The 22,491-nt window shown below is 72.3% G+C and carries 20 protein-coding genes; 13 read left to right on the top strand and 7 right to left on the bottom strand.

Features of this window, described 5'->3' with window-relative positions; all coding sequences use genetic code 11:
• Nucleotides 1-528 precede the first annotated feature (528 nt).
• Complete coding sequence (locus ACIQRL_RS19025) at nucleotides 529-1,032, top strand: hypothetical protein (RefSeq protein ID WP_401332651.1); 504 nt, start codon at nucleotides 529-531, stop codon at nucleotides 1,030-1,032.
• Between the two features lie 117 nt (nucleotides 1,033-1,149).
• On the opposite strand, the gene ACIQRL_RS19020 is transcribed toward ACIQRL_RS19025, so the two are convergent.
• Nucleotides 1,150-2,232 (bottom strand): adenylate/guanylate cyclase domain-containing protein, encoded by a 1,083-nt coding sequence (locus tag ACIQRL_RS19020; protein WP_401333349.1) that lies wholly within the window; start codon nucleotides 2,230-2,232, stop codon nucleotides 1,150-1,152.
• Nucleotides 2,233-2,842: 610 nt separating this feature from the next.
• Nucleotides 2,843-3,709: a biotin--[acetyl-CoA-carboxylase] ligase gene (locus ACIQRL_RS19015; RefSeq protein ID WP_401332649.1), complete on the bottom strand. Its 867-nt coding sequence runs from the start codon at nucleotides 3,707-3,709 to the stop codon at nucleotides 2,843-2,845.
• 136 nt (nucleotides 3,710-3,845) lie between these two features.
• Between ACIQRL_RS19015 and ACIQRL_RS19010 the strand changes: the two genes are divergently transcribed.
• The 4 genes from ACIQRL_RS19010 (at nucleotide 3,846) to ACIQRL_RS18995 (ending at nucleotide 6,826) form a co-directional block, all read left to right on the top strand.
• Nucleotides 3,846-5,438 carry an acyl-CoA carboxylase subunit beta gene (locus ACIQRL_RS19010; protein ID WP_401332647.1) on the top strand — a complete coding sequence of 531 codons (1,593 nt, stop codon included), beginning with the start codon at nucleotides 3,846-3,848 and terminating at the stop codon, nucleotides 5,436-5,438.
• 31 nt (nucleotides 5,439-5,469) lie between these two features.
• Nucleotides 5,470-5,679 carry an acyl-CoA carboxylase epsilon subunit gene (locus ACIQRL_RS19005; RefSeq protein ID WP_401332646.1) on the top strand — a complete coding sequence of 70 codons (210 nt, stop codon included), beginning with the start codon at nucleotides 5,470-5,472 and terminating at the stop codon, nucleotides 5,677-5,679.
• A gap of 167 nt (nucleotides 5,680-5,846) precedes the next feature.
• Nucleotides 5,847-5,975: a morphogenic membrane protein MmpB gene (mmpB, locus tag ACIQRL_RS19000; protein ID WP_401332645.1), complete on the top strand. Its 129-nt coding sequence runs from the start codon at nucleotides 5,847-5,849 to the stop codon at nucleotides 5,973-5,975.
• Between the two features lie 230 nt (nucleotides 5,976-6,205).
• Nucleotides 6,206-6,826, top strand: coding sequence for a Maf family protein (locus ACIQRL_RS18995; protein ID WP_401332643.1), 621 nt, complete (start codon nucleotides 6,206-6,208; stop codon nucleotides 6,824-6,826).
• Between the two features lie 317 nt (nucleotides 6,827-7,143).
• On the opposite strand, the gene ACIQRL_RS18990 is transcribed toward ACIQRL_RS18995, so the two are convergent.
• A complete protein-coding gene (locus ACIQRL_RS18990; RefSeq protein ID WP_401332642.1) occupies nucleotides 7,144-7,731 on the bottom strand; it encodes a hypothetical protein in 588 nt (195 codons plus the stop codon).
• Between the two features lie 355 nt (nucleotides 7,732-8,086).
• Between ACIQRL_RS18990 and ACIQRL_RS18985 the strand changes: the two genes are divergently transcribed.
• Complete coding sequence (locus ACIQRL_RS18985; RefSeq protein ID WP_401332640.1) at nucleotides 8,087-9,859, top strand: acetyl/propionyl/methylcrotonyl-CoA carboxylase subunit alpha; 1,773 nt, start codon at nucleotides 8,087-8,089, stop codon at nucleotides 9,857-9,859.
• Nucleotides 9,860-10,336: 477 nt separating this feature from the next.
• The gene (locus ACIQRL_RS18980) at nucleotides 10,337-10,882 is read left to right on the top strand and encodes a TetR/AcrR family transcriptional regulator (RefSeq protein WP_401332638.1); all 546 of its coding nucleotides are present in this window, start codon (nucleotides 10,337-10,339) and stop codon (nucleotides 10,880-10,882) included.
• Nucleotides 10,883-11,073: 191 nt separating this feature from the next.
• Here the strand turns inward: ACIQRL_RS18980 and ACIQRL_RS18975 are convergent, their stop codons facing one another.
• Together ACIQRL_RS18975 and ACIQRL_RS18970 are read right to left on the bottom strand one after the other, a co-directional pair.
• Nucleotides 11,074-12,006 (bottom strand): DeoR/GlpR family DNA-binding transcription regulator, encoded by a 933-nt coding sequence (locus tag ACIQRL_RS18975; protein WP_401332636.1) that lies wholly within the window; start codon nucleotides 12,004-12,006, stop codon nucleotides 11,074-11,076.
• Nucleotides 12,007-12,209: 203 nt separating this feature from the next.
• Nucleotides 12,210-13,658, bottom strand: coding sequence for an NAD(P)H-quinone dehydrogenase (locus ACIQRL_RS18970; protein ID WP_401332634.1), 1,449 nt, complete (start codon nucleotides 13,656-13,658; stop codon nucleotides 12,210-12,212).
• A 107-nt stretch (nucleotides 13,659-13,765) separates the two neighbouring features.
• On the opposite strand from ACIQRL_RS18970, the gene ACIQRL_RS18965 reads away from it, so the two are divergent.
• The 4 genes from ACIQRL_RS18965 to ACIQRL_RS18950 all read left to right on the top strand — a co-directional run bounded on the left by ACIQRL_RS18965 (nucleotide 13,766) and on the right by ACIQRL_RS18950 (nucleotide 18,445).
• Nucleotides 13,766-14,203 (top strand): gamma-glutamylcyclotransferase, encoded by a 438-nt coding sequence (locus tag ACIQRL_RS18965; RefSeq protein WP_351134316.1) that lies wholly within the window; start codon nucleotides 13,766-13,768, stop codon nucleotides 14,201-14,203.
• Nucleotides 14,204-14,499: 296 nt separating this feature from the next.
• Nucleotides 14,500-15,324: a purine-nucleoside phosphorylase gene (locus ACIQRL_RS18960; protein ID WP_401332632.1), complete on the top strand. Its 825-nt coding sequence runs from the start codon at nucleotides 14,500-14,502 to the stop codon at nucleotides 15,322-15,324.
• Between the two features lie 94 nt (nucleotides 15,325-15,418).
• On the top strand, nucleotides 15,419-17,050 hold the full coding sequence (locus tag ACIQRL_RS18955) for a phospho-sugar mutase (RefSeq protein ID WP_401332630.1): 1,632 nt from the start codon (nucleotides 15,419-15,421) through the stop codon (nucleotides 17,048-17,050).
• 174 nt (nucleotides 17,051-17,224) lie between these two features.
• Entirely contained in the window at nucleotides 17,225-18,445 is a 1,221-nt protein-coding gene (locus ACIQRL_RS18950) for a hypothetical protein (RefSeq protein WP_401332629.1), read from the top strand.
• 138 nt (nucleotides 18,446-18,583) lie between these two features.
• Here the strand turns inward: ACIQRL_RS18950 and ACIQRL_RS18945 are convergent, their stop codons facing one another.
• Both ACIQRL_RS18945 and ACIQRL_RS18940 read right to left on the bottom strand, forming a co-directional pair.
• Complete coding sequence (locus ACIQRL_RS18945; RefSeq protein ID WP_401332627.1) at nucleotides 18,584-19,261, bottom strand: PH domain-containing protein; 678 nt, start codon at nucleotides 19,259-19,261, stop codon at nucleotides 18,584-18,586.
• Between the two features lie 52 nt (nucleotides 19,262-19,313).
• Nucleotides 19,314-19,754 carry a helix-turn-helix domain-containing protein gene (locus ACIQRL_RS18940; RefSeq protein WP_401332625.1) on the bottom strand — a complete coding sequence of 147 codons (441 nt, stop codon included), beginning with the start codon at nucleotides 19,752-19,754 and terminating at the stop codon, nucleotides 19,314-19,316.
• A gap of 73 nt (nucleotides 19,755-19,827) precedes the next feature.
• On the opposite strand from ACIQRL_RS18940, the gene ACIQRL_RS18935 reads away from it, so the two are divergent.
• Both ACIQRL_RS18935 and deoC read left to right on the top strand, forming a co-directional pair.
• Nucleotides 19,828-20,739: a class I SAM-dependent methyltransferase gene (locus tag ACIQRL_RS18935; protein WP_401332623.1), complete on the top strand. Its 912-nt coding sequence runs from the start codon at nucleotides 19,828-19,830 to the stop codon at nucleotides 20,737-20,739.
• Between the two features lie 755 nt (nucleotides 20,740-21,494).
• A complete protein-coding gene (gene deoC / locus ACIQRL_RS18930) occupies nucleotides 21,495-22,490 on the top strand; it encodes a deoxyribose-phosphate aldolase (protein ID WP_401333347.1) in 996 nt (331 codons plus the stop codon).
• Nucleotide 22,491: the final 1 nt, after the last annotated feature.

The raw sequence follows: 22,491 nt of genomic DNA, 5'->3' as shown, positions 1-22,491 counted from the left end.
AACACACGGGTACGAGACGCCCGGACCGCAGCAGGCACACCGGCGCCCCAGACCCGCACCGCGACGGACACGCGCGCACAGCGGACCGAGACTCCGGTCGACACACAGGCAGAGCAGGTCAGGGTCCCGGCGAACACTCAGGTACGAGATGCCCGGACCATGGCTGGCACACCGGTGGCGGAGACCGGCGCCGCAGCGGGTTCGCGAGCACGGCGGGCCGACGCTCCGGCGGGCGCGCGAGCACAGCAGGCCGGGACTCCGGCAGGTGTGCGGGTGTGCGAGGGGCCGGTTGCGGCGGGGGGTCCTGTGTCGGAGGGCGGGGTGAGCGGTGCCGGCCGGAGGCGAGGGATCGTTCCGGCGCCGCGGTCGGGCGGCTCGCGCGGGGCCGCGGACGCGCTCGTCGGCAACGAACCCGCACCCGTCCGGCTCCGGACCGTCCGGGGCCGACACCGCCGACCCCGGCCGCGCCGGGTGCTCTTCGCCGTAGGAGGACTCGCCCTCGCCGCGGGAGTGCTGAGCTTGGCCCGGATGACACCGGAGTCGGTGACCGGGGGCGGCGGGAACGCGGAGGCGGAGCCGGTCGCGACGGCCGCGGACACCGACGCGGCGAGCGACGCCGTCCCCACGGGCGAGGCCATGCCCTCGCCCACGCATCCCGGCGCCGCACCGGCGAGCGCCGCGATGGGCAGCACGAGCCCGGCACCCTCCTCGGACGCCGGCCGGACCCCGGCGTCGATCCCGACAGCCCCCGCCGCGATCCCGGCGGCCCACGGCGTGGCCCCCGTCACCACCGCACCGGGCAGCACCACGGACATCCCCACGGACGCCCCCACGGGGATCCCCTCGGCCCCCATGACGACGCCACCGCCACCGCGCTCGACACCGACGGCCGTGCCGACCACCGCGGCACCGCGGCACACGCCGTCTCCCACCACCCCGGCGACGGCGCCGCCGCACCAGCAGCCCGGCGTGTGCGTACCGATCGTAGGAATCTGTGTCAACGGGTTGCTGGCACCCGGCCACGACGATTGACCGGGCGGGGAGGGAACGACCGGACAGGGAAGGCAGGGGAAGGGCCAGGACCGGAATCGGGTCGGCTCGACCCGGCCCGGCCCGCTCGGCCGAGGTGAGGTGAGGTGAGGTGAGGTGCTACGTCTCGTTGGACCGGCGGGCCAGCAGCCACGGTTCGATGACGCCGAGTCCGCGAACGGGCCGCTGCCACATCGGCTGGAGCGCGAAGCGGTACGAGGGGGGTTCCTCGCCTTCCTTCTCCGCCGCGGCCGCGGCCTCTGCGGCCTCCGCCTCGGAGGCAGGAGCGTCACCGGTGCGGGTCAGCTCCTCCGCGAAGGCGCCGTCGACGAGCACCGCGTCGCGCGGCGCTATCGAGGTGAGGCGGCTCGCCAGGTTCACGGTCGTACCGAACACATCGCCCATCCGGGTGGTGACCGTGCCGAAGGCGATGCCGACGCGCAGCTCCGGCATCGTCTCGTCGTTCGCCATCGTCTCGATGAGCCGCAGCGCGATCTCGGCGGCGACACCGGCGTCGTCCGCGGAGTAGAGCACCTCGTCGCCGAGGGTCTTGATGAGCCGGCCCCCGTGGGCCGCCACCAGGTCCGCCGCGGTGGTCTCGAAGGCCTCGACGAGTTCGCCGAGCTCCTCCTCCTCCATGCGGCGGGTCAGCCGGGTGAAACCGACCAGGTCGGCGAAGCCGACGGCGAGCCGGCGGTCGACCATCTCCTCGTCGTCCGCCGCCTGCACGACCCGGCCGGTGGCGGCGGCGAGCTGGCGGCGCCAGACGTAGACGAGGAACTCCTCCAGCTCGGGCAGGAGCAGTTCGATCAGCGGGTACGTCACCTCGGTGCGCGTCATCCCCGGTTCCGGGGGCTCGGTCAGACCCTCCAGAAAGGAATCGATCTGCCATTCGGCCAGACGGGCGGTGGTCTGCCCGGTGGACCGGGCGACCTGGACGGCCATGGCCTCGCTCAGCAGGCCCGCCTCGACGAGACCGGCGAGGCGGCGCAGAGCCAGTACGTCGGCCTCGGTCAGCGCCTTGGCCTGGCCGATGTCGGCGAAGCCCATCGCCCGCCAGAAGCGGGAGGCCAGCTCCATGGAGACGCCCGCGCTGCGGGCCGCCTGGAAGGGGGTGTACCGCCGCTCGGCACCGAGGATGAGCCCCTCCAGGCGCAGCGCGAGCGGGTCCTCGCCGGAGTCCGGCTCGACCTCGGAGTCCACCCGGCCGTTCGCCTCGTGCCGCGCGTCGTGCCGGACGTCCGGCCGTGCGTCGGTCCGGTCGCCCCTGCGGTCGTCCCTGCGGATGTCGCTCCCCACGTCGTATCGGTCGTCCCTGCGGATGCCGGTTCCCGCGTCCGAGCGGTCTTCCGGGCGATGGTCCAAGCGGTCCTCCGGGCGGGTGCCGGTCCCGGCGTCGGGACGGGCGTCCTGCCGGGCGTCGCCGTCCGCGGCGGCCCGTGCGGGTGTCGCGTCCGTGACCGGCCCGGCGGTACGGCCCGGCTCGCCGTCGGGGGCGGGGTGGGCACCCGTGCCGGAGCCGGTGTCGTCGACGGTCACTCCTGCTGCCCTTCCGATCTGCCGTGGTCAGGTATCGACCGCGCTCAACTCTACGGCAGGTGTGCGCTGGCTCACTCCCGATGGCGGGACCGAGGTCGGAGACGGTGCCGAGGGCTCACACCGCCCTCCGGCCCATGGCCTCACACCGCCCTCCGAGCCGTGCCGTCACACCACCCTCAGCCCCATGCCGTCACACCGCCCGCCGAGCCGGACCGTCGCGCCGCGTGCGGGGCGCGCGGGCCCGGCTCCTCGCGCCGAGCGCGGGCCCGTCCCCTCATACCGCGCGCAGATGCACCACGTCCCCGGCCCCCACCGGCTCCCGCACGCCGTCCTCCGTCGCGATGACGAGCCGCCCGTCCCCGTCCACGGCCACCGCCTCCCCGACGATCGACCGGTCTCCGGGCAGCTCGGCCCGCACCGCCCGCCCGAGCGTCGCGCACCCGGCCGTGTAGGCGGCCTGGAGGCCCGAGGCGGCGGGATCGCCGGCCGCGTCGCGCCAGCGCCCGTACCACTGCTCCAGCGATCGCAGCACGGCCCGCAGCACGGTGTCACGGTCCGTGGTCGTCGCTCCCGCGAGCGCCAGCGATCCGGCGCCCGGCACGGGGAGCTCGTCGGCGCGGAGCGAGACGTTGATGCCGATACCGACCACGACCGCGTCGGTGCCCGCGCGCTCGGCGAGGATGCCACCGGCCTTGCGTTCCTCGCCGTCCACGGTGACCAGGAGGTCGTTGGGCCATTTGAGTGCCGTGTCCACCCCGGCGGAGCGCGAGAGCGCCGTCGCGACGGCCACGCCGGTGAGCAGCGGCAGCCAGCCCCAGCGCTCGACGGGGACACCGGTGGGCTTCAGCACGACGGAGAAGAAGAGGCCGGAGCGGGCCGGCGCGGTCCACCGGCGGTCCAGACGGCCACGCCCGGCGTTCTGTTCCTCGGCGACGAGGACGGCACCCTCGTCGGCGTTCCCCTTGGTGACGAGGCCGGCCAGGTCCGAGTTGGTGGAGCCGGTCCGCTGCACCACCTCCACGTCGGACCAGAGGCCGTCGTCACGGACCAGCGCCCGGCGCAGGGCGGTCCCGTTCAGTGGCGGACGGTCCAGGTCGGACCACCGATTGTCGTTCGCGTCTGCTGCATCTCGCGGCGTCATGCAACCCACCCTAGGTGTGGTAAACGCCGCACTGCCGATCGGTAGACACGCCACTACGCTACGAACGAGTAGCCAGCCCCCCTTCTGAGCACCTCACCCTCATATCCCCTTTGAGCAGGCAGGGAGCCGCATCCCGATGTCCGAGCCGGAAGAGCTGCACCACCCCGACATCCACACCACCGCGGGCAAACTCGCGGATCTGCAACGCCGTATTCAAGAGGCGACGCACGCCGGCTCGGAGCGCGCCGTCGAAAAGCAGCACGCCAAGGGCAAGTTGACGGCTCGTGAGCGCATCGATCTGCTGATGGACGACGGTTCCTTCGTCGAGTTCGACGAGTTCGCGCGGCACCGGTCGACCGACTTCGGGCTGGAGAACAACCGTCCTTACGGTGATGGTGTGGTCACCGGCTACGGCACGGTCGACGGGCGTCCGATCGCCGTGTTCTCCCAGGACTTCACGGTTTTCGGCGGTGCCCTCGGCGAGGTCTTCGGCCAGAAGATCATGAAGGCCATGGACTTCGCGCTGAAGACCGGCTGTCCGGTCATCGGCATCAACGACTCGGGCGGCGCGCGGATCCAGGAGGGTGTCAGCGCGCTCGGCATGTACGGCGAGATCTTCCGCCGCAACACGCACGCGTCCGGTGTCATCCCGCAGATCAGCCTGGTCGTCGGCCCGTGCGCGGGCGGCGCGGTGTACTCCCCCGCCATCACCGACTTCACGGTGATGGTCGACCAGACCTCGCACATGTTCATCACCGGTCCTGACGTCATCAAGACGGTCACGGGCGAGGACGTCGGCTTCGAGGAGCTGGGCGGCGCCCGTACGCACAACGCCGTGTCGGGCGTGGCCCATCACATGGCGGGCGACGAGAAGGACGCCATCGAGTACGTCAAGCAGCTGCTGTCGTACCTGCCGTCCAACAACCTCAGCGAGCCCCCGGTGTTCCCGGAGGAGGCGGACCTCGCCCTCACGGACGAGGACCGCGAGCTGGACACGATCGTGCCGGACAGCGCGAACCAGCCGTACGACATGCACACGGTGATCGAACACGTCCTGGACGAGGCCGAGTTCTTCGAGACGCAGGCGCTGTTCGCGCCGAACATCCTCACCGGCTTCGGCCGGGTCGAGGGTCACCCGGTGGGCATCGTCGCCAACCAGCCGATGCAGTTCGCCGGTTGTCTGGACATCGACGCGAGCGAGAAGGCCGCGCGGTTCGTGCGGACGTGCGACGCGTTCAACGTGCCCGTCCTCACCTTCGTCGACGTGCCCGGCTTCCTCCCGGGCGTCGACCAGGAGCACACCGGCATCATCCGCCGCGGCGCCAAGCTGATCTACGCCTACGCCGAGGCCACCGTCCCGCTGATCACGGTCATCACCCGCAAGGCCTTCGGCGGCGCGTACGACGTCATGGGCTCCAAGCACCTGGGCGCGGACCTCAACCTCGCCTGGCCCACCGCGCAGATCGCGGTCATGGGCGCGCAGGGCGCGGTGAACATCCTGCACCGCCGCACCATCGCGGCCGCCGAGGACCAGGACGCCACCCGGGCCCGGCTGATCCAGGAGTACGAGGACACGCTGCTGAACCCGTACACGGCGGCCGAGCGCGGCTACATCGACGGCGTGATCATGCCGTCGCAGACCCGCTCCCACGTCGTACGCGGCCTGCGTCAGCTCCGCACGAAGCGGGCATCACTGCCTCCGAAGAAGCACGGCAACATCCCGCTCTAGAACCCCGCAGACCCGGATCCTGGGAGCAGACATGACGATCAAGGTCGTACGGGGCAATCCGACCCCGGAGGAGCTGGCCGCCGCACTGGCGGTGGTTCGCGTACGCGCCGCGGCGGTGGAATCCACCCCGTCCGGCGCGGCCGGGCCGCGTGACTCCTGGTCCGACCCCGCCCGCATCGCCGCGCACCGGCTCCCGCAGCCGGGCCCGACGACGTGGGGCCGGAGCTACTGGCCGGGCTAGGACACTCCGGCCGGGCGGTCCGGCCGTCCCCCGCCCCGCCGCCGACGGCGCGGCCCGAACGTGCGGGCCGCCGATCCCCCCTGTGGACCGTGTCCCAGGGGGGATTCCCGCAAGTTGAGTACGCGTACTCAGGCGCCCGGCCGCCCCGTCGTCGCACGATCGGGAGCATGCTGTGGTCCGACCCGGAGAACGAACCCCCCAAGGATCTCCGCGACATGCAGGACATGTTGCGACGCCTGGGTGTTCTTCTGGCACTGGCCATGGTGATCGCGATGGCCCTGCTGGGCATCCGCTGACCCGGTCTCCGATGACCCGGCTCTGCCTCCGCCGACCCGGTCTCCGCCGACCCGGCCCTGCCTCCGCCGACCCGGTCTCCGCCGACCCGGCCCTGCCTCCGCTGCCCCGGCCCGGCAGCCGGTGTCCCGCCCCGCTGCGGTCCGCGGCCGGGTCGCGGCGGTCCCGCCACGCCCGGGTCGGGCGAACAGCAGCCGAGGCGGGGGCCCATCGGCGCCGATACCCTGAGCACATGACCGATCAGCCGCGCCGCCGCCTCGTCCTCGCCTCGCAGTCCCCCGCCCGGCTCAGCCTGCTGCGGCAGGCCGGACTCGCCCCCGAGGTGATCGTGAGCGGGGTCGACGAGGACGCCGTCACCGCACCCACCCCCGCCGAACTCGCCCTCGCGCTGGCCGAGGCGAAGGCCTCCGTCGTGGCGGCGCGGCCCGAGGTCCAGGGCGCGCTGGTGATCGGCTGCGACTCGGTGCTCGACCTGGACGGCGAGGCGCTCGGCAAGCCCGCGGACGCCGAGGAGGCCACCGCGCGCTGGAAGGCGATGCGCGGCCGGGCGGGCACGCTCCAGACGGGGCACTGCGTCTGGGACACGACACAGAAGCGGTGGGAGTCCGCCACCGCCTCGACCGTGGTCCGCTTCGGCGAGCCGACCGACGCGGAGATCGCCGCGTACGTCGCCTCGGGCGAACCCCTGTACGTGGCGGGCGCGTTCACCCTCGACGGACGCTCGGCCCCGTTCATCGAGGGCATCGACGGCGACCACGGCAACGTCATCGGCATCTCGCTTCCGCTGCTGCGCAGGCTGCTGGCCGAACTGGGCGTCGGCATCACGGAGTTGTGGACACCTCAGGAGCACTGAGCATCGCGGGCGCGACGGCCGGCAGGAGCCGCCCAACACCCGGCCGCACGTGAACGGCCTTACAGCCGAGGCCGGTTGCGGCCCCGACACCAGAACGGGACCGGTCGCCACCGGAATCGGCCGGAAGCCGGAAACGGCCGGGCAATCAGAGAGCCGGGGCAGCCACGCAGCCGTGCGGGCTGGTGGGCAGCCGGACAGCCGGACGACCGGAAAGGGCCCGGTCTTCCGGCAGGGCCCCGTCCGGCGCGAAAGACCCGGCCGCGCCCGGAGAGGGCGGCCAGGCGACCGAGGGAGCGATCAGGGGGCGGCGGGAGCCGTCAGGAGGCCGAGGCGTTCGGCGGCGGCGTCACCGCGGCCTCCGCTTCGGGAAGCGCGTCCTTCACCTCGGCACCCTTGCCCAGGTCCACACTCCCGGCGGCAACGCCCTCACCCGGGCCGACGCTCCCCGCGTCGGCCTCACCCTCGCCGTCGCCGTTCCCGCCGGCCTGTGGCGCGGCGCCGACGGGGCCGGTCTCCCGACGGTCGTACGCCAGGAGGGTGAACACGACCAGCGCGAACGCGACCATCATGAAGGTGAAAGCGCCCCAGCCCACCAGGCCCACCGTGAAGGCGCCGAGCAGGGCGTGCACCACGGCCGCGCTGATCAGCAGGACCCGCCCGAGGAGACCCGGCGGGCGCTGCCGGAGCGCGACCAGCAGTGCGGCCACGGCGCACGCCGCGAAGTAGAGGCCGAAGACCAGTCCGCCGATCTTCGACGACAGCGACATCAAGTCGGAGTCGAGCCCCGCCATGGACATGTCCTGGCGATCGACGACCACGCCGAGGTACCAATTGAGGAGCGCGATCCCCATCGCCTCCAGGAAGAGCACGATCGCCGCCACCCACACCACCGGTCTGCGCACCACCGGCCCCACCCACTTCCGCGTGCTGTTACCCCAAGTACGTTCGAGACATCCCGAACGCTACTAACGGGTAAACCCCGGGACAAGGGTTCTGCCGAGGGCAAAGAATCGTTGGGCCATTCGTAGGGACTCCACAAAGAATCGTTGTGGGCCGCAGCACGGAGCCACAGAGACCTTGGCCACACCTGCGGGCTAGGGTTCAGGGAAGGATTCCGGCGTGCCTTGGCACGACAAGGGATTTCGCGGGTAGGGCGAGCCTCGAATCACGCTCCGTGTGGGCAAGCTCACCACCGGGGACAGGTCGAAACGTCGTGTTGGCTGTCCCTAAACTCGGCTTGTTTTCAAGGAGGGAGCCATCGTGCGCAAGGTGCTCATCGCCAACCGTGGCGAAATCGCTGTCCGCGTGGCCCGAGCGTGTCGGGATGCCGGGATCGCGAGCGTTGCCGTCTATGCGGAACCGGACCGGGACGCTCTGCATGTCCGTGCGGCGGACGAGGCGTTCGCGCTGGGCGGTGACACCCCGGCCACCAGTTACCTGGACTTCGCCAAGGTGCTGCAGGCCGCCAAGGACTCGGGCGCGGATGCCATCCATCCGGGTTACGGCTTCCTTTCGGAGAACGCCGACTTCGCCCAGGCCGTTCTCGACGCGGGGCTGACCTGGATCGGTCCGCCGCCGCAGGCCATCCGGGACCTGGGTGACAAGGTCGCCGCCCGGCACATCGCGCAGCGCGCGGGTGCGCCGCTGGTGGCCGGTACTCCGGACCCGGTCTCGGGTGCGGACGAGGTCGTCACGTTCGCCGAACAGCACGGTCTGCCGATCGCGATCAAGGCCGCCTTCGGCGGTGGCGGTCGTGGTCTGAAGGTCGCCCGGACGCTGGAGGAGGTGCCGGAGCTCTACGAGTCGGCGGTGCGTGAAGCGGTCGCGGCCTTCGGGCGTGGCGAGTGCTTCGTGGAGCGCTACCTCGACAAGCCCCGGCATGTCGAGACGCAGTGCCTGGCCGACAGCCACGGCAATGTGGTCGTCGTCTCCACGCGTGACTGCTCGCTGCAGCGCCGTCACCAGAAGCTGGTCGAGGAGGCCCCGGCACCGTTCCTGTCCGAGGCCCAGGTCCAGGAGCTGTACTCGTCTTCCAAGGCGATCCTGAAGGAGGCCGGCTACGTCGGCGCGGGGACCGTGGAGTTCCTGGTCGGCACGGACGGCACGATCTCCTTCCTGGAGGTCAACACCCGTCTGCAGGTCGAGCACCCGGTGACCGAGGAGGTCGCCGGCATCGACCTGGTCCGTGAGATGTTCCGTATCGCGGACGGCGAGGAGCTGGGTTACGGCGATCCCGAACTGCGGGGTCACTCCATCGAGTTCCGTATCAACGGCGAGGACCCGGGTCGCGGCTTCCTGCCCGCCCCCGGTACCGTCACCGCCTTCGCGCCGCCGTCGGGCCCCGGCGTCCGCCTCGACGCGGGTGTGGAGTCGGGCAGTGTCATCGGCCCGGCGTGGGACTCGCTCCTCGCCAAGCTGATCATCACCGGCGCGACCCGGAAGCAGGCTCTGCAGCGGGCGGCCCGCGCGCTGGCCGAGTTCCAGGTGGAGGGCATGGCGACCGCGATCCCCTTCCACCACGCGGTGGTCACCGATCCGGCGTTCGCACCCGAGCTGACCGGCTCGGACGCTCCGTTCACGGTCCACACCCGGTGGATCGAGACCGAGTTCGTCAACGAGATCAAGCCGTTCACCGCGCCGTCCGTCACCGACACCGATGACGAGCCGGGCCGCGAGACGGTGGTCGTCGAGGTCGGCGGCAAGCGTCTTGAGGTCTCGCTGCCCGTCTCGCTCGGCATGTCGCTGGCCCGTACCGGTCTGGCCGCGGGCGCCAAGCCCAAGCGCCGGGCGGCGAAGAAGTCCGGCCCGGTCGCCTCGGGCGACACGCTGGCCTCCCCGATGCAGGGCACCATCGTCAAGGTGGCCGTCGAGGAGGGCCAGGAGGTCCAGGAGGGCGATCTGATCGTCGTCCTGGAGGCCATGAAGATGGAACAGCCCCTGAACGCCCACCGCTCCGGCACCATCAAGGGCCTGAGCGCGGAGGTCGGCGCCTCCGTCACCTCGGGCGCCCCCATCTGCGAGATCAAGGACTGAACGACGTAGGACCGAGTGACAGGGACGGGTGACTCACCCGTCCCTGTCGCAACCGAAGCGCCCGGCGAACCGCACCCGCGGCCCGCCGGGCGCTTCGCTGCGCCACCGGTCGACGTACGAGCCTGACGATGACGAACGTACGGGCCTGACGACGACGTGCGGACAAGCGCCGGGCGACGACGTACGGACAGGCGTACGGACAACCTGACGACGACGTACGAGCCCGACGAAGAAACCAAGCCCGCCCCCGCCCCGACGACGGCGCTTGACCCCCCGTCCGCGCAACCGGCAATGATGCTTCGAGCCGTCCACCGCGCAACCCGTGGGCGTCCGCCCGGGCGCCACCGGTGGCATCCTGGAGCGCACCGGGTGGTGGGAGAGGGCGGTGGAGGGCTGGTGGAAGCCACGGTGGGCGTGACCACGGGGGAGCGTGCCCCCACGTCCGGGCACGCTCCGAGCCCAGGAGCGCCGCGCGTCATGCGCGCGGACGCCCGGCGCAATCACGGGCGACTGGTCGCCGAGGCGCGTTCCGCGTTCGCCGAGCACGGCACGGACGCGTCCCTGGAGGATGTGGCCCGGCGCGCGGGTGTCGGCATCGGCACGCTGTACCGGCACTTCCCGAATCGGCACGCTTTGATGAGCGCGGTCTTCGAGGAGGCCGTGAGCGATCTGCTGGCCCGCTCGCGTGAGCTGCTCGACGCTCCGCGGCCGTGCACCGCCCTGGTGGAATGGCTGCGCGAGATCATCACGCACGCGGGTGAGTACCGAGGGCTCGCACGCGCCCTCATGTCGGTCTCGCAGGACGACGGTTCACACCTCGCCCGATGCAGCGGCCCGATGCGTGAGGCGGGCAGCGCCCTGCTGTTCCGCGCTCAGGAGTCGGGCGCCGTACGCCCCGACGTCTCGATCGGTGATCTCCTCCAGCTGACCAACGCCATCGCCCTGGCGGCGGAGGAAACCGCGGACGACCCCGCGCTGGCCGACCGTCTGCTGAGCCTGACACTGCGCGGCCTGAAGCCGTGAACCGACCGGACCGAACCGGATCCGGTACCTGTCCGAGCCGACCCTGCCCCGGTACCTGAGCGGACCTGAGCTGCCCCGGTACCTGACCGACCCGCCTCGCTACCTGACCGGACCTGACCCGGTATCTGACCGGACCGGACCGGACCGGACGAGGAAACCCGCCACCGGCCCCACGGCCCTCCCCACACCGCTCAGCGGCGGCGAAGGTCGGCCACACGTGCCCTTTCGGCCGGGGGCTGGTCCCCCATCACCGTCGCGCTCCGTAGTTGTGGCCCCGAGCCCGGGACCACCTGGCCGCGACGCGGGCCAGGGAGCGGCACGTCCCGGCGCGGCTGGCGGCCCCCCGGGTGCGGATCTCCTCCCGCGCCGCCCGAAGCCGATGACCCGGCCACCGTGATCTGTACGCCCTGATCGGCCAGGGCCTGCAGTTCGGTGGCCGCGCGGTCGTCATGGGCGGGCGGCTCGTCGGTGACCAGGCGGGTGATGAGGTCGGTCGGCACGGTCTGGAACATGGTGTCCGTCCCGAGCTTGGTGTGGTCGGCGAGGACCACGACCTCCGCGGCCGCCTGGACGAGAGCGCGGTCCACGGACGCCGAGAGCATGTTGGACGTGGAGAGTCCGCGCTCGGCGGTCAGGCCGCTCCCGGAGAGGAACGCCCGGGAGACGCGCAGCCCCTGGAGGGACTGCTCCGCACCCGAGCCGACCAGGGCATAGTTGGAACCGCGGAGGGTGCCGCCGGTCATCACGACCTCCACACGGTTGGCGTGGGCCAACGCCTGGGCCACCAGCAGGGAGTTGGTGACGACGGTCAGGCCGGGCACCCGCGCGAGCCGGCGAGCCAGCTCCTGCGTGGTGGTACCCGCCCCCACCACGATGGCCTCGCCTTCTTCGACGAGACCCGCGGCGAGATCGGCGATGGCCGTCTTCTCGGCGGTCGCGAGATGCGATTTCTGCGGAAAGCCGGACTCCCGCGTGAACCCGCCCGGCAATACCGCACCGCCGTGCCGGCGGTCGAGGAGTCCTTCTGCCTCCAGTGCGCGCACGTCCCGCCGTACGGTCACTTCGGAGGTCTGGACGACGCGGGCGAGCTCACGGAGCGACACGGCCCCATTCGCTCGCACCATTTCGAGGATCAATTGGCGACGTTCTGCAGCGAACACGAAACTGACAGTAACCCCAACGACCGTCTGCTTTCAGCAGTTTGCGCCGAATAACAGAAGTTGTTCGCATGACAGGAGGCCGAGTGGTATACGTGCCTACTCGCGCCGCCTATGCCGCGCGCACGGTCACCAACTCCCCGTGACCAGCGGGGAGTCGCCCGGAACCGTCAGCCCTCGCTCGTCGCCTTCCGGGTGTGCAGCTGCCGTGCCACCTCGGCGATCGAGCCGGACAGGGACGGATACACGGTGAACGCGTTCGCGATCTGTTCGACCGTCAGATTGTTGTCGACCGCGATCGAGATGGGGTGGATCAGCTCCGAGGCGTGCGGGGAGACGACCACACCGCCGACCACGATGCCGGTGCCGGGGCGGCAGAAGATCTTGACGAAGCCGTCGCGGATGCCCTGCATCTTGGCGCGCGGGTTGCGCAGCAGCGGCAGCTTCACGACCCGGGCGTCGATCTTGCCCGCGTCGACGTCCGCCTGGGAGTAGCCGACGGTGGCGATCTCGGGGTCGGTGAAGACGTTCGAGGAGACCGTCTTCAGGTTCAGCGGGGCCACCGCGTCGCCGAGGAAGTGGTACATGGCGATACGGCCCTGCATGGCGGCGACGGACGCGAGGGCGAAGACGCCGGTCACGTCACCGGCCGCGTACACGCCCGGGGCGGTCGTGCGCGAGACCCTGTCCGTCCAGATGTGCCCGGAGTCGCGGACCCTGACGCCTGCCTCCTCCAGTCCCATCCCCGTGCTGTTCGGGATGGCGCCGACGGCCATCAGGCAGTGCGTGCCGCTGATGACCCGGCCGTCGGAGAGCGTGACCTCGACCCGGTCGCCGACCCGCTTGGCGGACTCGGCGCGGGAGCGGGCCATGACGTTCATGCCGCGGCGGCGGAAGACGTCCTCCAGGACGGCGGCGGCGTCCGGGTCCTCGCCCGGCAGCACGCGGTCGCGGCTGGAGACGAGGGTGACGCGGGAGCCGAGCGCCTGGTAGGCGCCCGCGAACTCGGCGCCGGTGACACCGGAGCCGACCACGATGAGCTCCTCGGGCAGCTCGTCGAGGTCGTAGACCTGGGTCCAGTTCAGGATGCGCTCGCCGTCGGGCTGCGCGTCGGGCAGCTCGCGCGGGTGCCCGCCGGTGGCGAGGAGCACGGCGTCGGCGGTGAGGGTCTCCTCGGTGCCGTCCGCGGCGGTCACGACGACCTTGCGGGAGCCGTCCAGGGACTGCATGCCCTCCAGCCGTCCGCGGCCGCGCAGCACGCGGGCGCCGGCGCGGGTCACCGAGGCCGTGATGTCGTGCGACTGGGCGAGCGCGAGACGCTTCACCCGGCGGTTGACCTTGCCGAGGTCGACCCCGACCACACGGGCGGCCTGCTCCAGGGGAGGGGTGTCGTCGGCGACGATGATCCCCAGCTCCTCGTAGGAGGAGTCGAAGGTCGTCATCACCTCGGCCGTGGCGATGAGAGTCTTCGACGGCACGCAGTCGGTGAGCACCGACGCCCCGCCCAGACCGTCGCGGTCGACGACGGTCACCTCCGCGCCGAGCTGCGCGGCAACCAGCGCCGCTTCATATCCGCCGGGTCCGCCACCGATGATCACGATCCGAGTCACGTACTCCATTGTCCCGCACGCTTCAAGGTGCTTCCGCCCAGGGGCCCCGAGTCCGCGGCATCCGAGCCACTTTGTTACGCGAGAGGCGTACGTGTCGCTGCCGTACCCTCGACCCCATGTCGCTCTACGCCGCGTACGCCGGCAATCTCGACCCGCGGCTCATGACGCGCCGCGCCCCGCATTCGCCGCTGCGCGCCACGGGCTGGCTGAACGACTGGCGGCTGACCTTCGGTGGCGAGCACATGGGCTGGGAGGGCGCGCTCGCGACGATCGTCGAGGCGCCGCGGTCACAGGTCTTCGTGGCGCTGTACGACATCGCACCGCTGGACGAGGACTCCATGGACCGCTGGGAGGGCGTCGGGCTCGACGTCTACCGTCGGATGCGTGTACGTGTGCACACACTGGAAGGTGAGGAAGCCGCGTGGGTCTACGTACTGAACGGGTACGAGGGCGGACTGCCCTCGGCGCGTTATCTGGGCGAGCTGGCCGATGCCGCCGAGTCGGCGGGAGCCCCGCACGACTACGTCATGGAGCTCCGCAAGCGCCCCTGCTGAGGTCTTTCGCGGGGGACGCGCCCCACCGCTCCGCGGCGCCGTCTTCGCCGCTCCGCGGCGTCTTCCCCACCGACCCGCCCGACCCGCTCCGCCGTCCGGGCACCCCCGGCCCCGCCGCTCCGCGGCGTCTTTCCCCTGCACCCGCCCGACTCCGCCCGGCTCTCCGCCCGGGGACCCGAGCGGCCGCTCAGGCACCGCACCCTCCCTCCTCTTGTCGGAAACGACAAGACAACGATCGCAAGACCGTGAGCTCCGTCATCTACGCGCGTAGGCCCAGACCAGCTACCCTCTTGCGCGTGAACGCATCTCTTCTTCCGGACGACATCCAGGGCGACCCCCATGCCGCCGCTGACGCCGCCGCCACGCGCCTGCGCGAGCTCACGGGCGCCGAGACCCATGACGTCGCCCTCGTGATGGGCTCCGGCTGGGCTCCCGCCGTGGACGCCCTCGGCACCCCCGAGGCCGAATTCCCGGTCACCGAGCTGCCCGGCTTCCCGCCGCCGGCGGTCGAGGGCCACGGCGGCACGATCCGCTCGTACCGGATCGCCGACAAGCGCGCCCTGGTCTTCCTCGGCCGCACCCACTTCTACGAGGGCCGCGGGGTCGCCGCCGTCGCGCACGGCGTACGCACCGCCGTCGCCGCCGGCTGCAAGACCATCGTCCTCACCAACGGCTGCGGCGGTCTGCGCGAGGGCATGCGCCCCGGCCAGCCCGTGCTGATCAGCGACCACATCAACCTGACGGCCACCTCGCCGATCATCGGCGCGAACTTCGTCGACCTCACCGACCTGTACTCGCCGCGGCTGCGCGCGCTGTGCAAGGAGGTCGACCCCTCCCTGGAGGAGGGCGTCTACGCGCAGTTCCCCGGCCCGCACTACGAGACGCCCGCCGAGATCCGGATGGCCCGGGTCATCGGAGCCGACCTGGTGGGCATGTCGACGACCCTCGAGGCCATCGCCGCGCGCGAGGCGGGCGCCGAGGTGCTCGGCATCTCCCTCGTCACCAACCTCGCCGCCGGTATGACGGGCGAGCCCCTCAACCACGAGGAGGTCCTCCAGGCGGGCCGCGACTCGGCCGCGCGCATGGGGGAACTTCTGACCCAGGTACTGGATCGTCTGTAAGCGACGGAGTGTTCGCCCCGGCGTAGGGGGCCGAACGCCCCGGGACACACCCGGGAAACACGGAACCGTACGACCGAAGAGAGGTGCACCCGAGGTGCAGGACGAACTCATCGCGCGGGCCAAGGCATGGCTGGCCGAGGACCCCGACACGGAGACCCGTGACGAACTCGCCAAGCTCGTCGACGCCGAGGACGTGACCGAACTGGCCACCCGCTTCAGCGGCACGCTCCAGTTCGGCACCGCGGGCCTGCGCGGTGAACTCGGCGCGGGACCGATGCGGATGAACCGCTCGGTGGTCATCCGGGCCGCGGCCGGACTCGCCGCGTACCTGAAGTCCAAGGGCGAGACCGGCGGACTCGTCGTGATCGGCTACGACGCCCGCCACAAGTCCGCGGACTTCGCCCGGGACACCGCGGCCGTGATGACGGGCGCGGGCCTGCGCGCCGCCGTCCTGCCCCGGCCGCTGCCCACCCCCGTCCTCGCCTTCGCCATACGGCACCTCGGCGCGGTCGCCGGTGTGGAGGTCACCGCCAGCCACAACCCGCCCCGCGACAACGGCTACAAGGTGTACCTGGGCGACGGTTCGCAGATCGTCCCGCCGGCCGACGCGGAGATCGCCGCCGCGATCGACGCGGTCGGCGCGCTCGCCGGTGTGCCCCGCCCCGACTCCGGCTGGGAGACCCTCGACGAGGGTGTCCTGGACGCCTATCTGGCTCGTACGGACGCCGTCCTGGCCGAGGGATCGCCGCGCACCGCCCGCACCGTCTACACGGCCATGCACGGCGTCGGCAAGGACGTGCTGCTCGCGGCCTTCGCGCGGGCCGGGTTCCCCGAGCCGGTGCTCGTCGCCGAGCAGGCCGAGCCCGACCCGGACTTCCCGACCGTCGCCTTCCCCAACCCGGAGGAGCCCGGCGCGATGGACCTCGCCTTCGCGGCGGCCCGCGCGGCGGAACCCGATCTGATCATCGCCAACGACCCGGACGCCGACCGGTGCGCCGTGGCCGTGAGGTCCGGCGCCGACTGGCGGATGCTGCGCGGCGACGAGGTCGGCGCGCTGCTCGCCGAGCACCTGGTGCGCCGGGGCGCGCGCGGCGTCTTCGCCGAGTCGATCGTCTCCTCCTCCCTGCTCGGCCGGATCGCCGAGGGCGCGGGGCTGCCGTACGAGGAGACGCTCACCGGCTTCAAGTGGATCGCCCGCGTGGAGGGTCTGCGGTACGGCTACGAGGAGGCGCTCGGCTACTGCGTCGACCCCGACGGCGTACGGGACAAGGACGGCATCACCGCCGCCCTGCTCATCACCGAGCTGGCCTCCGAGCTCAAGGAGCGGGGCCGGACCCTGCTCGACCTCCTCGACGACATCGCCGTCGCGTACGGGCTGCACGCCACCGACCAGCTCTCGGTCCGGGTGGAGGACCTCTCGGTCATCGCGGACGCCATGCGCCGGCTGCGCGAGCGGCCGCCCACGGAGCTCGCGGGTCTGGCCGTCACCGAGGCCGAGGACCTGAACGAGGGGACGGACCGGCTGCCGCCCACGGACGGTCTGCGCTACACCCTGGACGGCGCCCGGGTCATCGTCCGCCCGAGCGGCACCGAGCCCAAGCTGAAGTGCTACCTGGAGGTCGTGCTGCCCGTGGGCGGCCACGCCGATCTCCCGGCGGCCCACGCGAAGGCCGCGGAGCTGCTGACGGCGATCAAGCGGGACCTGTCGGCCGCGGCCGGCATCTGAACCCCCGCCCCGGCGGGAGACGGCCCGTCCGCCGTCTCCCGCCGGACCACGACCCGCGCGTCCGCCCTCTTACGGGTGATTTCCACACGGCAGTTGACGCAGCGCTCCGGTGCGCCCCCGGGTGACCGAGGAACGGTAGGCGGTAGCGCACCGTCGAGTCCCAGGAGCTGCCGCGTGCCCTCGACCGATTCCCGGCCGGCGTCCGCCCCGCCCCACGGCGTCCCGGACGGGAGCACCCCCGGCTCTCCGGCCGTCCGGCGCGCGCCGGGCCCGGCCGGCGTCACCGCCGCGGTCCGCGCCCGGCTGCGGCACGCGGCCCCCGCTCTCCTCGCCTACGCGGCCGTCCGCCTCACCGGCCTGATCACGCTCTCGCTGTGGGCGCACCGCAGACATCACGGCGTCTGGCCGATCCTCGCGGCGCAGTGGGACGCGGAGTGGTACCTCGGCATCGCCGACCACGGTTACGCGCACCACCTGGGCCACGCGTTCGACGCGAACAACCTGGCCTTCTTCCCGCTCTACCCGGTCCTGGTCAAGGCCGTCGCCGTCCTGACACCCGGTTCGCGCGCGTCGACCGGGCTGGCGCTCGCGGTCGGCTGCTCGTTCCTCGCCGCGTGGGGCGTCCACGCGGTGGGCAGTCATCTGCACGGCCGGCGCGTGGGGGTGCTGCTGACCGTGCTGTGGGCGGCCCTGCCGGTGGGTCTGGTCGAGTGGATGGGTTACACCGAGTCGCTGTTCACGGCGTTCGCCGCATGGGCGCTGTACGCGGTGCTCACCGGCCGCCTGGTGTGGGCGGCCTCGCTGGCGGCACTGGCCGGGCTGACCCGGCCCACGGGGATCGCGGTGGCCGGCGCCGTCGCGCTGACCGCGCTGCTGTCGCTGCGCCGGGGTTTCTCGGTCCGGGCACTCGCGGCGGCCGCGCTGGCCCCGGCGGGCTGGCTCGCGTACGTCGGCTGGGTGGGGCTCCGGCTGGGCCGCTGGGACGGCTACTTCGCCGTACAGCGGCTGTGGCACAACGAATGGGACGGCGGTGCGGAGACCGTGCGCAAGATGCGGGAGGTGCTGGCGCAGAACTCGTCGCCCGAGCTGTTCCTGATCATGGTGACGGTGACCCTGCTGGCGGCGGTGGTGCTGTACGGGCTCTGCGTGGCGGACCGCCAGCCGCTCCCCCTCCTGGTCTTCACCGGGATCCTGCTGCTGATCGTCCTCGGCAGCGGCGGCGTCTACTTCCCGCGCGCCCGCTTCCTGCTCCCCGGCTTCCCGCTGCTGCTCCCCGCGGCCCTGCATCTGGCCCGCGCCTCGCGTCGCCACCGGACGCTGTTCCTCACGGCCGCGGTGCTCGGTTCGGCGTACTGCGGCGCGTACATGGTCCTGGTGTGGCCGAGCGCGCCCTAGGAGCCCTCCCCCGGGACCCGGTGGCGGGCCGCGACGGAGAGCGGGGGCGCCGTCCGCCGGTACCGTCCGGCAGCGGCCGACCGGGGTGACGTCCGGTGGCCGGTGAGGCCGGTGCCGCGGCCGGTGGAGCGGGGTGGCTCAGGCCACGGCCAGGAGGATCGCCAGGACGATGGCGCCCGCGAGAGCGGGGCCGATCACCTCGTAGGCCCAGCGCACCGTGACCTCGCCCTGCGCGCTGTCCGCGGTGGCCCTGGCCTCGGCCAGCTCGCGCAGCTCGTCCATGATCCGGTCGGTCTCGGGGCGGGTCGGCGTATCGGTGGCTGCGCCCCGGCCGAAGGCGGACGGACGGCCCAGCGACGACAGCCGGCCGTCACCTCCACGGCCGGCCGCGCCGGGCATCGGCTGCCTGGACGCCTTCTTGCGGGCGCGCAGCGAGACGGGCACCGCCCACAGCTGGTATTTCGTACCGGAGGTGTCGACGATCTCGTTCGAGTAGTGCGAGCGCAGCGAGGCGACCTTGCCCCAGGGGAGCACGATCACGCGGAGCGGGTTGCGCACCCGCAGCCGGTCCTCGTTCGCGTAGACGGCGGGGCGCAGGGTGAAGGCGATCACGATCGGGACGCCGAGGATCATCCCGGCGAGCGCCAGCCAGGGGGTGCGGCCGTGTCCGGAGATCAGCGCGTCGACGCCGAGCCAGCCCACGATGAAGAGCAGAAGGACGCCGCCCGCGATACCGGCGGGCGACCGGTAGACCCGGTCCCTGGCCTCGGGTCGCGAGGCGTCCGGAAGGGGTGACTGGTGGTCGGGGGTGGTCATGGTCCCGATTGTGCACGACGCGCGCCACGCGCTTGAGCTCGGTGGGGTCTCACTACGGTCGCGAAAGACCTCGCGCGCCCCGCCTCCCCGGCACCGCGACCGTGCCGGACGCTACGGCCCCCAGGATCCGGCGGAAGGTGGGGCATTCCATGTGGCTCGGCGCGGAGCAGGCGGCGGCGTGCCGCAGGGAGTCGCGCAGCACTCCGAGTTCGCGGATCGTCCGGTCCAGTTCGTCGGCCTTGTCGGCGAGGGCCTGACGGTCGATGCGCGGGCGCCCGTCCGGCGCGAACATCCGGGCGATCTCGTCCAGCGAGAAGCCTGCGGAGCGCCCGAGGGCGATCAGCGCCAGCCGTTCCAGTACACCGGGGTCGAACTGGCGGCGCAGACCGTGCCGGCCGGTCGGGGCGATGAGCCCCTTCTCCTCGTAGAAGCGCAGGGTCGAAGCGGGCACTTTGGCGCGGCGTACCACTTCGGCGATGTCCAGGTCCGGCATCCTCTTGACCTCAAGTCGGCTTGAAGTAGGACGGTGTCATCTCCAGGTCGTGAGGGCAAGCACAGGAGGCGTCATGGAACCCACCGGCGCGGCGGACCACAGGACGGACCGCGAGGCGGACGGCGAGGCGAACGGCGAGGCCAGGGGCAAGGCGGGTGACGAGCAGGCCGCGCGCTGGAACGGCCCGGCCGGGAACGCCTGGGTCGAGGCCCAGGACGTGGTGGACGCGTTGTTCGCGCCGCTGGAGGAACTGCTCGTCGAAGCGGTTCCGGCCGGGCACGGGGGCCGGGTGCTCGACGTCGGCTGCGGCACGGGCGGCACCACGGTGGCCCTCGCTCGGCGGCTTGGTGCCGAGGGCCGGTGTGTCGGCGTCGACATCTCCGGGCCGATGGTGGAGGCCGCCCGGGCCCGTGCGGCACGCGAGGGCGCGGGGGCCTCCTTCGTCCGCGCCGACGCGCAGGACCACGTCTTCGAGCCCGCGGCCTTCGACGCGGTCGTCTCGCGCTTCGGCGTCATGTTCTTCGAGGACCCGGTACGGGCCTTCACCAACCTGCGGCGGGCCGCGAAGGAGGGCGCCCGGCTGCGCTTCATCGTCTGGCGGGACATCGCGGAGAACCCGTTCATGACAACGGCCGAACGCGCCGCGGCACCGCTCCTGCCGGACCTGCCGGAGCGCCGGCCGGACACACCGGGGCAGTTCGCCCTGTCGGACGCGGACAGGGTGCGCCGACTGCTGGAGGAGAGCGGCTGGGCCGGGATCGACATCCGGCCCGTCGACCCGACCTGTGTCCTGCCCGAGGCGGAGCTGGTCCCGTACTTCAGCCGGTTCGGCCCGGTCGGGATCGCCCTCCGCGAGACGGACGAACCGACCCGGGCACGGGTCGTCGACACGGTCCGCGCTGCGTTCGACCCGTTCGTACACGGCACCGAGGTCCGCTTCACGGCGGCCTGCTGGCAGATCGGCGCGAGCGCCTCCGGCGGGTGAGCGGGGTTCGGGTGGGGTCCGGTGGGGGGTCGGGGCCGGGCCGGTACATCCGCCCGCATCCGAACGGATCCCACCGGCGTCGCGCAGCGGGAGCGGGTGATGATCCGTCCGGCCTGCGGGCATCTGATGTACCGGCCCGGCCCCTCCCGCGCGTACCCGGCCGCAGCCGCCCCGCGGCACCCGACCAACCATTTCAGCCCTGTCCGAGCACACTTCGCCCCCGGCCCACCTCTCGGTCGCAGCGCACATCACGGTCCCTCCGCCGTCTTTCGAGTGCGGGACACACTTCAACCCCCTCCGCCGTCTTTCGGGCGCTGGACACACTCCAGCCCCTCCGCCGTCTTTCGGACGCGGGGCACCCGCCGTCTTTCGGGCGCGGGACACCCCCCGTCTTTCGGGCGCGGGGCACACTCCAGCCCCTCCGGCCCACCTCCCGAGCGCAGGACACACTCCAGCCCCCTCCGGCCCACCTCCCGGGCGCGGGGAAGATCCAGCCCCTCCGGCGTTTGAGGAGCGGGGTCTGGGGGCGGAGCCCCAGGGATGGTGGGGGTCCCCCTGGTCGAGCGAAGCCGAGGCCTTGGGGGAGGGGAGGAGCGGAGGGGCGAAAGAAGGTTGTGGGGAGGGGCCGGAGAACCCCGGGTTCCGGGGATCGAGTGAGTTTCGAGGGGGCGGACGGCCCGCCCCGGCGGGAAAACCCTCGGTCGCACCCGGGGCTGTACAGCCGCTACGCGCGTAGATATGCTCGTCTGGTGACCATGCCCACCTCTGCACCCTCCCCCAAGCTCTCGACTCCGCTCGAGCAGGGTGGTGCCCCCACCCACGCGCTCGGCGACGTGACCGCGTCCGACAGCACGCTGCGGCGCTTCCTTCACGGGCTGCCCGGCGTCGACCCGGTCGGCCTGGAGTCGCGCGCCGCCTCGCTCGGCACCCGTTCCATCAAGACCACCGCGAAGGCGTACGCCATCGACCTCGCCATCTCGATGGTCGACCTGACGACGCTGGAAGGCGCGGACACCCCGGGCAAGGTCCGGGCGCTCGGCGCCAAGGCGGTGCTCCCGGACCCGACGGACCGCACGGCGCCCACCACGGCGGCGGTCTGTGTCTATCCCGACATGGTGGCCGTGGCGAAGGAGGCCGTCGCCGGCTCCGGGGTGAAGGTCGCCTCGGTCGCGACCGCCTTCCCTGCGGGCCGCGCCGCGCTCGGCGTGAAGCTGGCCGACGTCCGCGACGCGGTCGCCGCGGGCGCCGACGAGATCGACATGGTCATCGACCGCGGGGCGTTCCTCGCGGGCAGATACTTGAAGGTGTACGACGAGATCGTCGCCGTGAAGGAGGCCTCGGGCGCCGCCCGCCTGAAGGTCATCTTCGAGACCGGCGAGCTGTCGACGTACGACAACATCCGGCGCGCGAGCTGGCTCGGCATGCTGGCCGGGGCCGACTTCATCAAGACCTCCACCGGCAAGGTGGCCGTGAACGCGACGCCCGCGAACACGCTGCTGATGCTGGAGGCCGTCCGCGACTTCCGCGCCCAGACCGGCGTGCAGGTCGGCGTGAAGCCGGCCGGCGGCATCCGCACCACCAAGGACGCCATCAAGTTCCTGGTCGTGGTGAACGAGACGGCGGGTGAGGACTGGCTGGACAACCACTGGTTCCGCTTCGGCGCGTCCTCGCTCCTGAACGACCTGCTGATGCAGCGTCAGAAGCTGGCCACCGGCCGCTACTCCGGCCCCGACTATGTGACGGTGGACTGAT

It is taken from the genome of Streptomyces sp. NPDC091209, assembly GCF_044757755.1.
Classification (GTDB): Bacteria; Actinomycetota; Actinomycetes; order Streptomycetales; family Streptomycetaceae; genus Streptomyces.
Note: the sequence above shows the minus strand (reverse complement) of the source record. Positions and strands in the feature narration are given on the sequence as shown.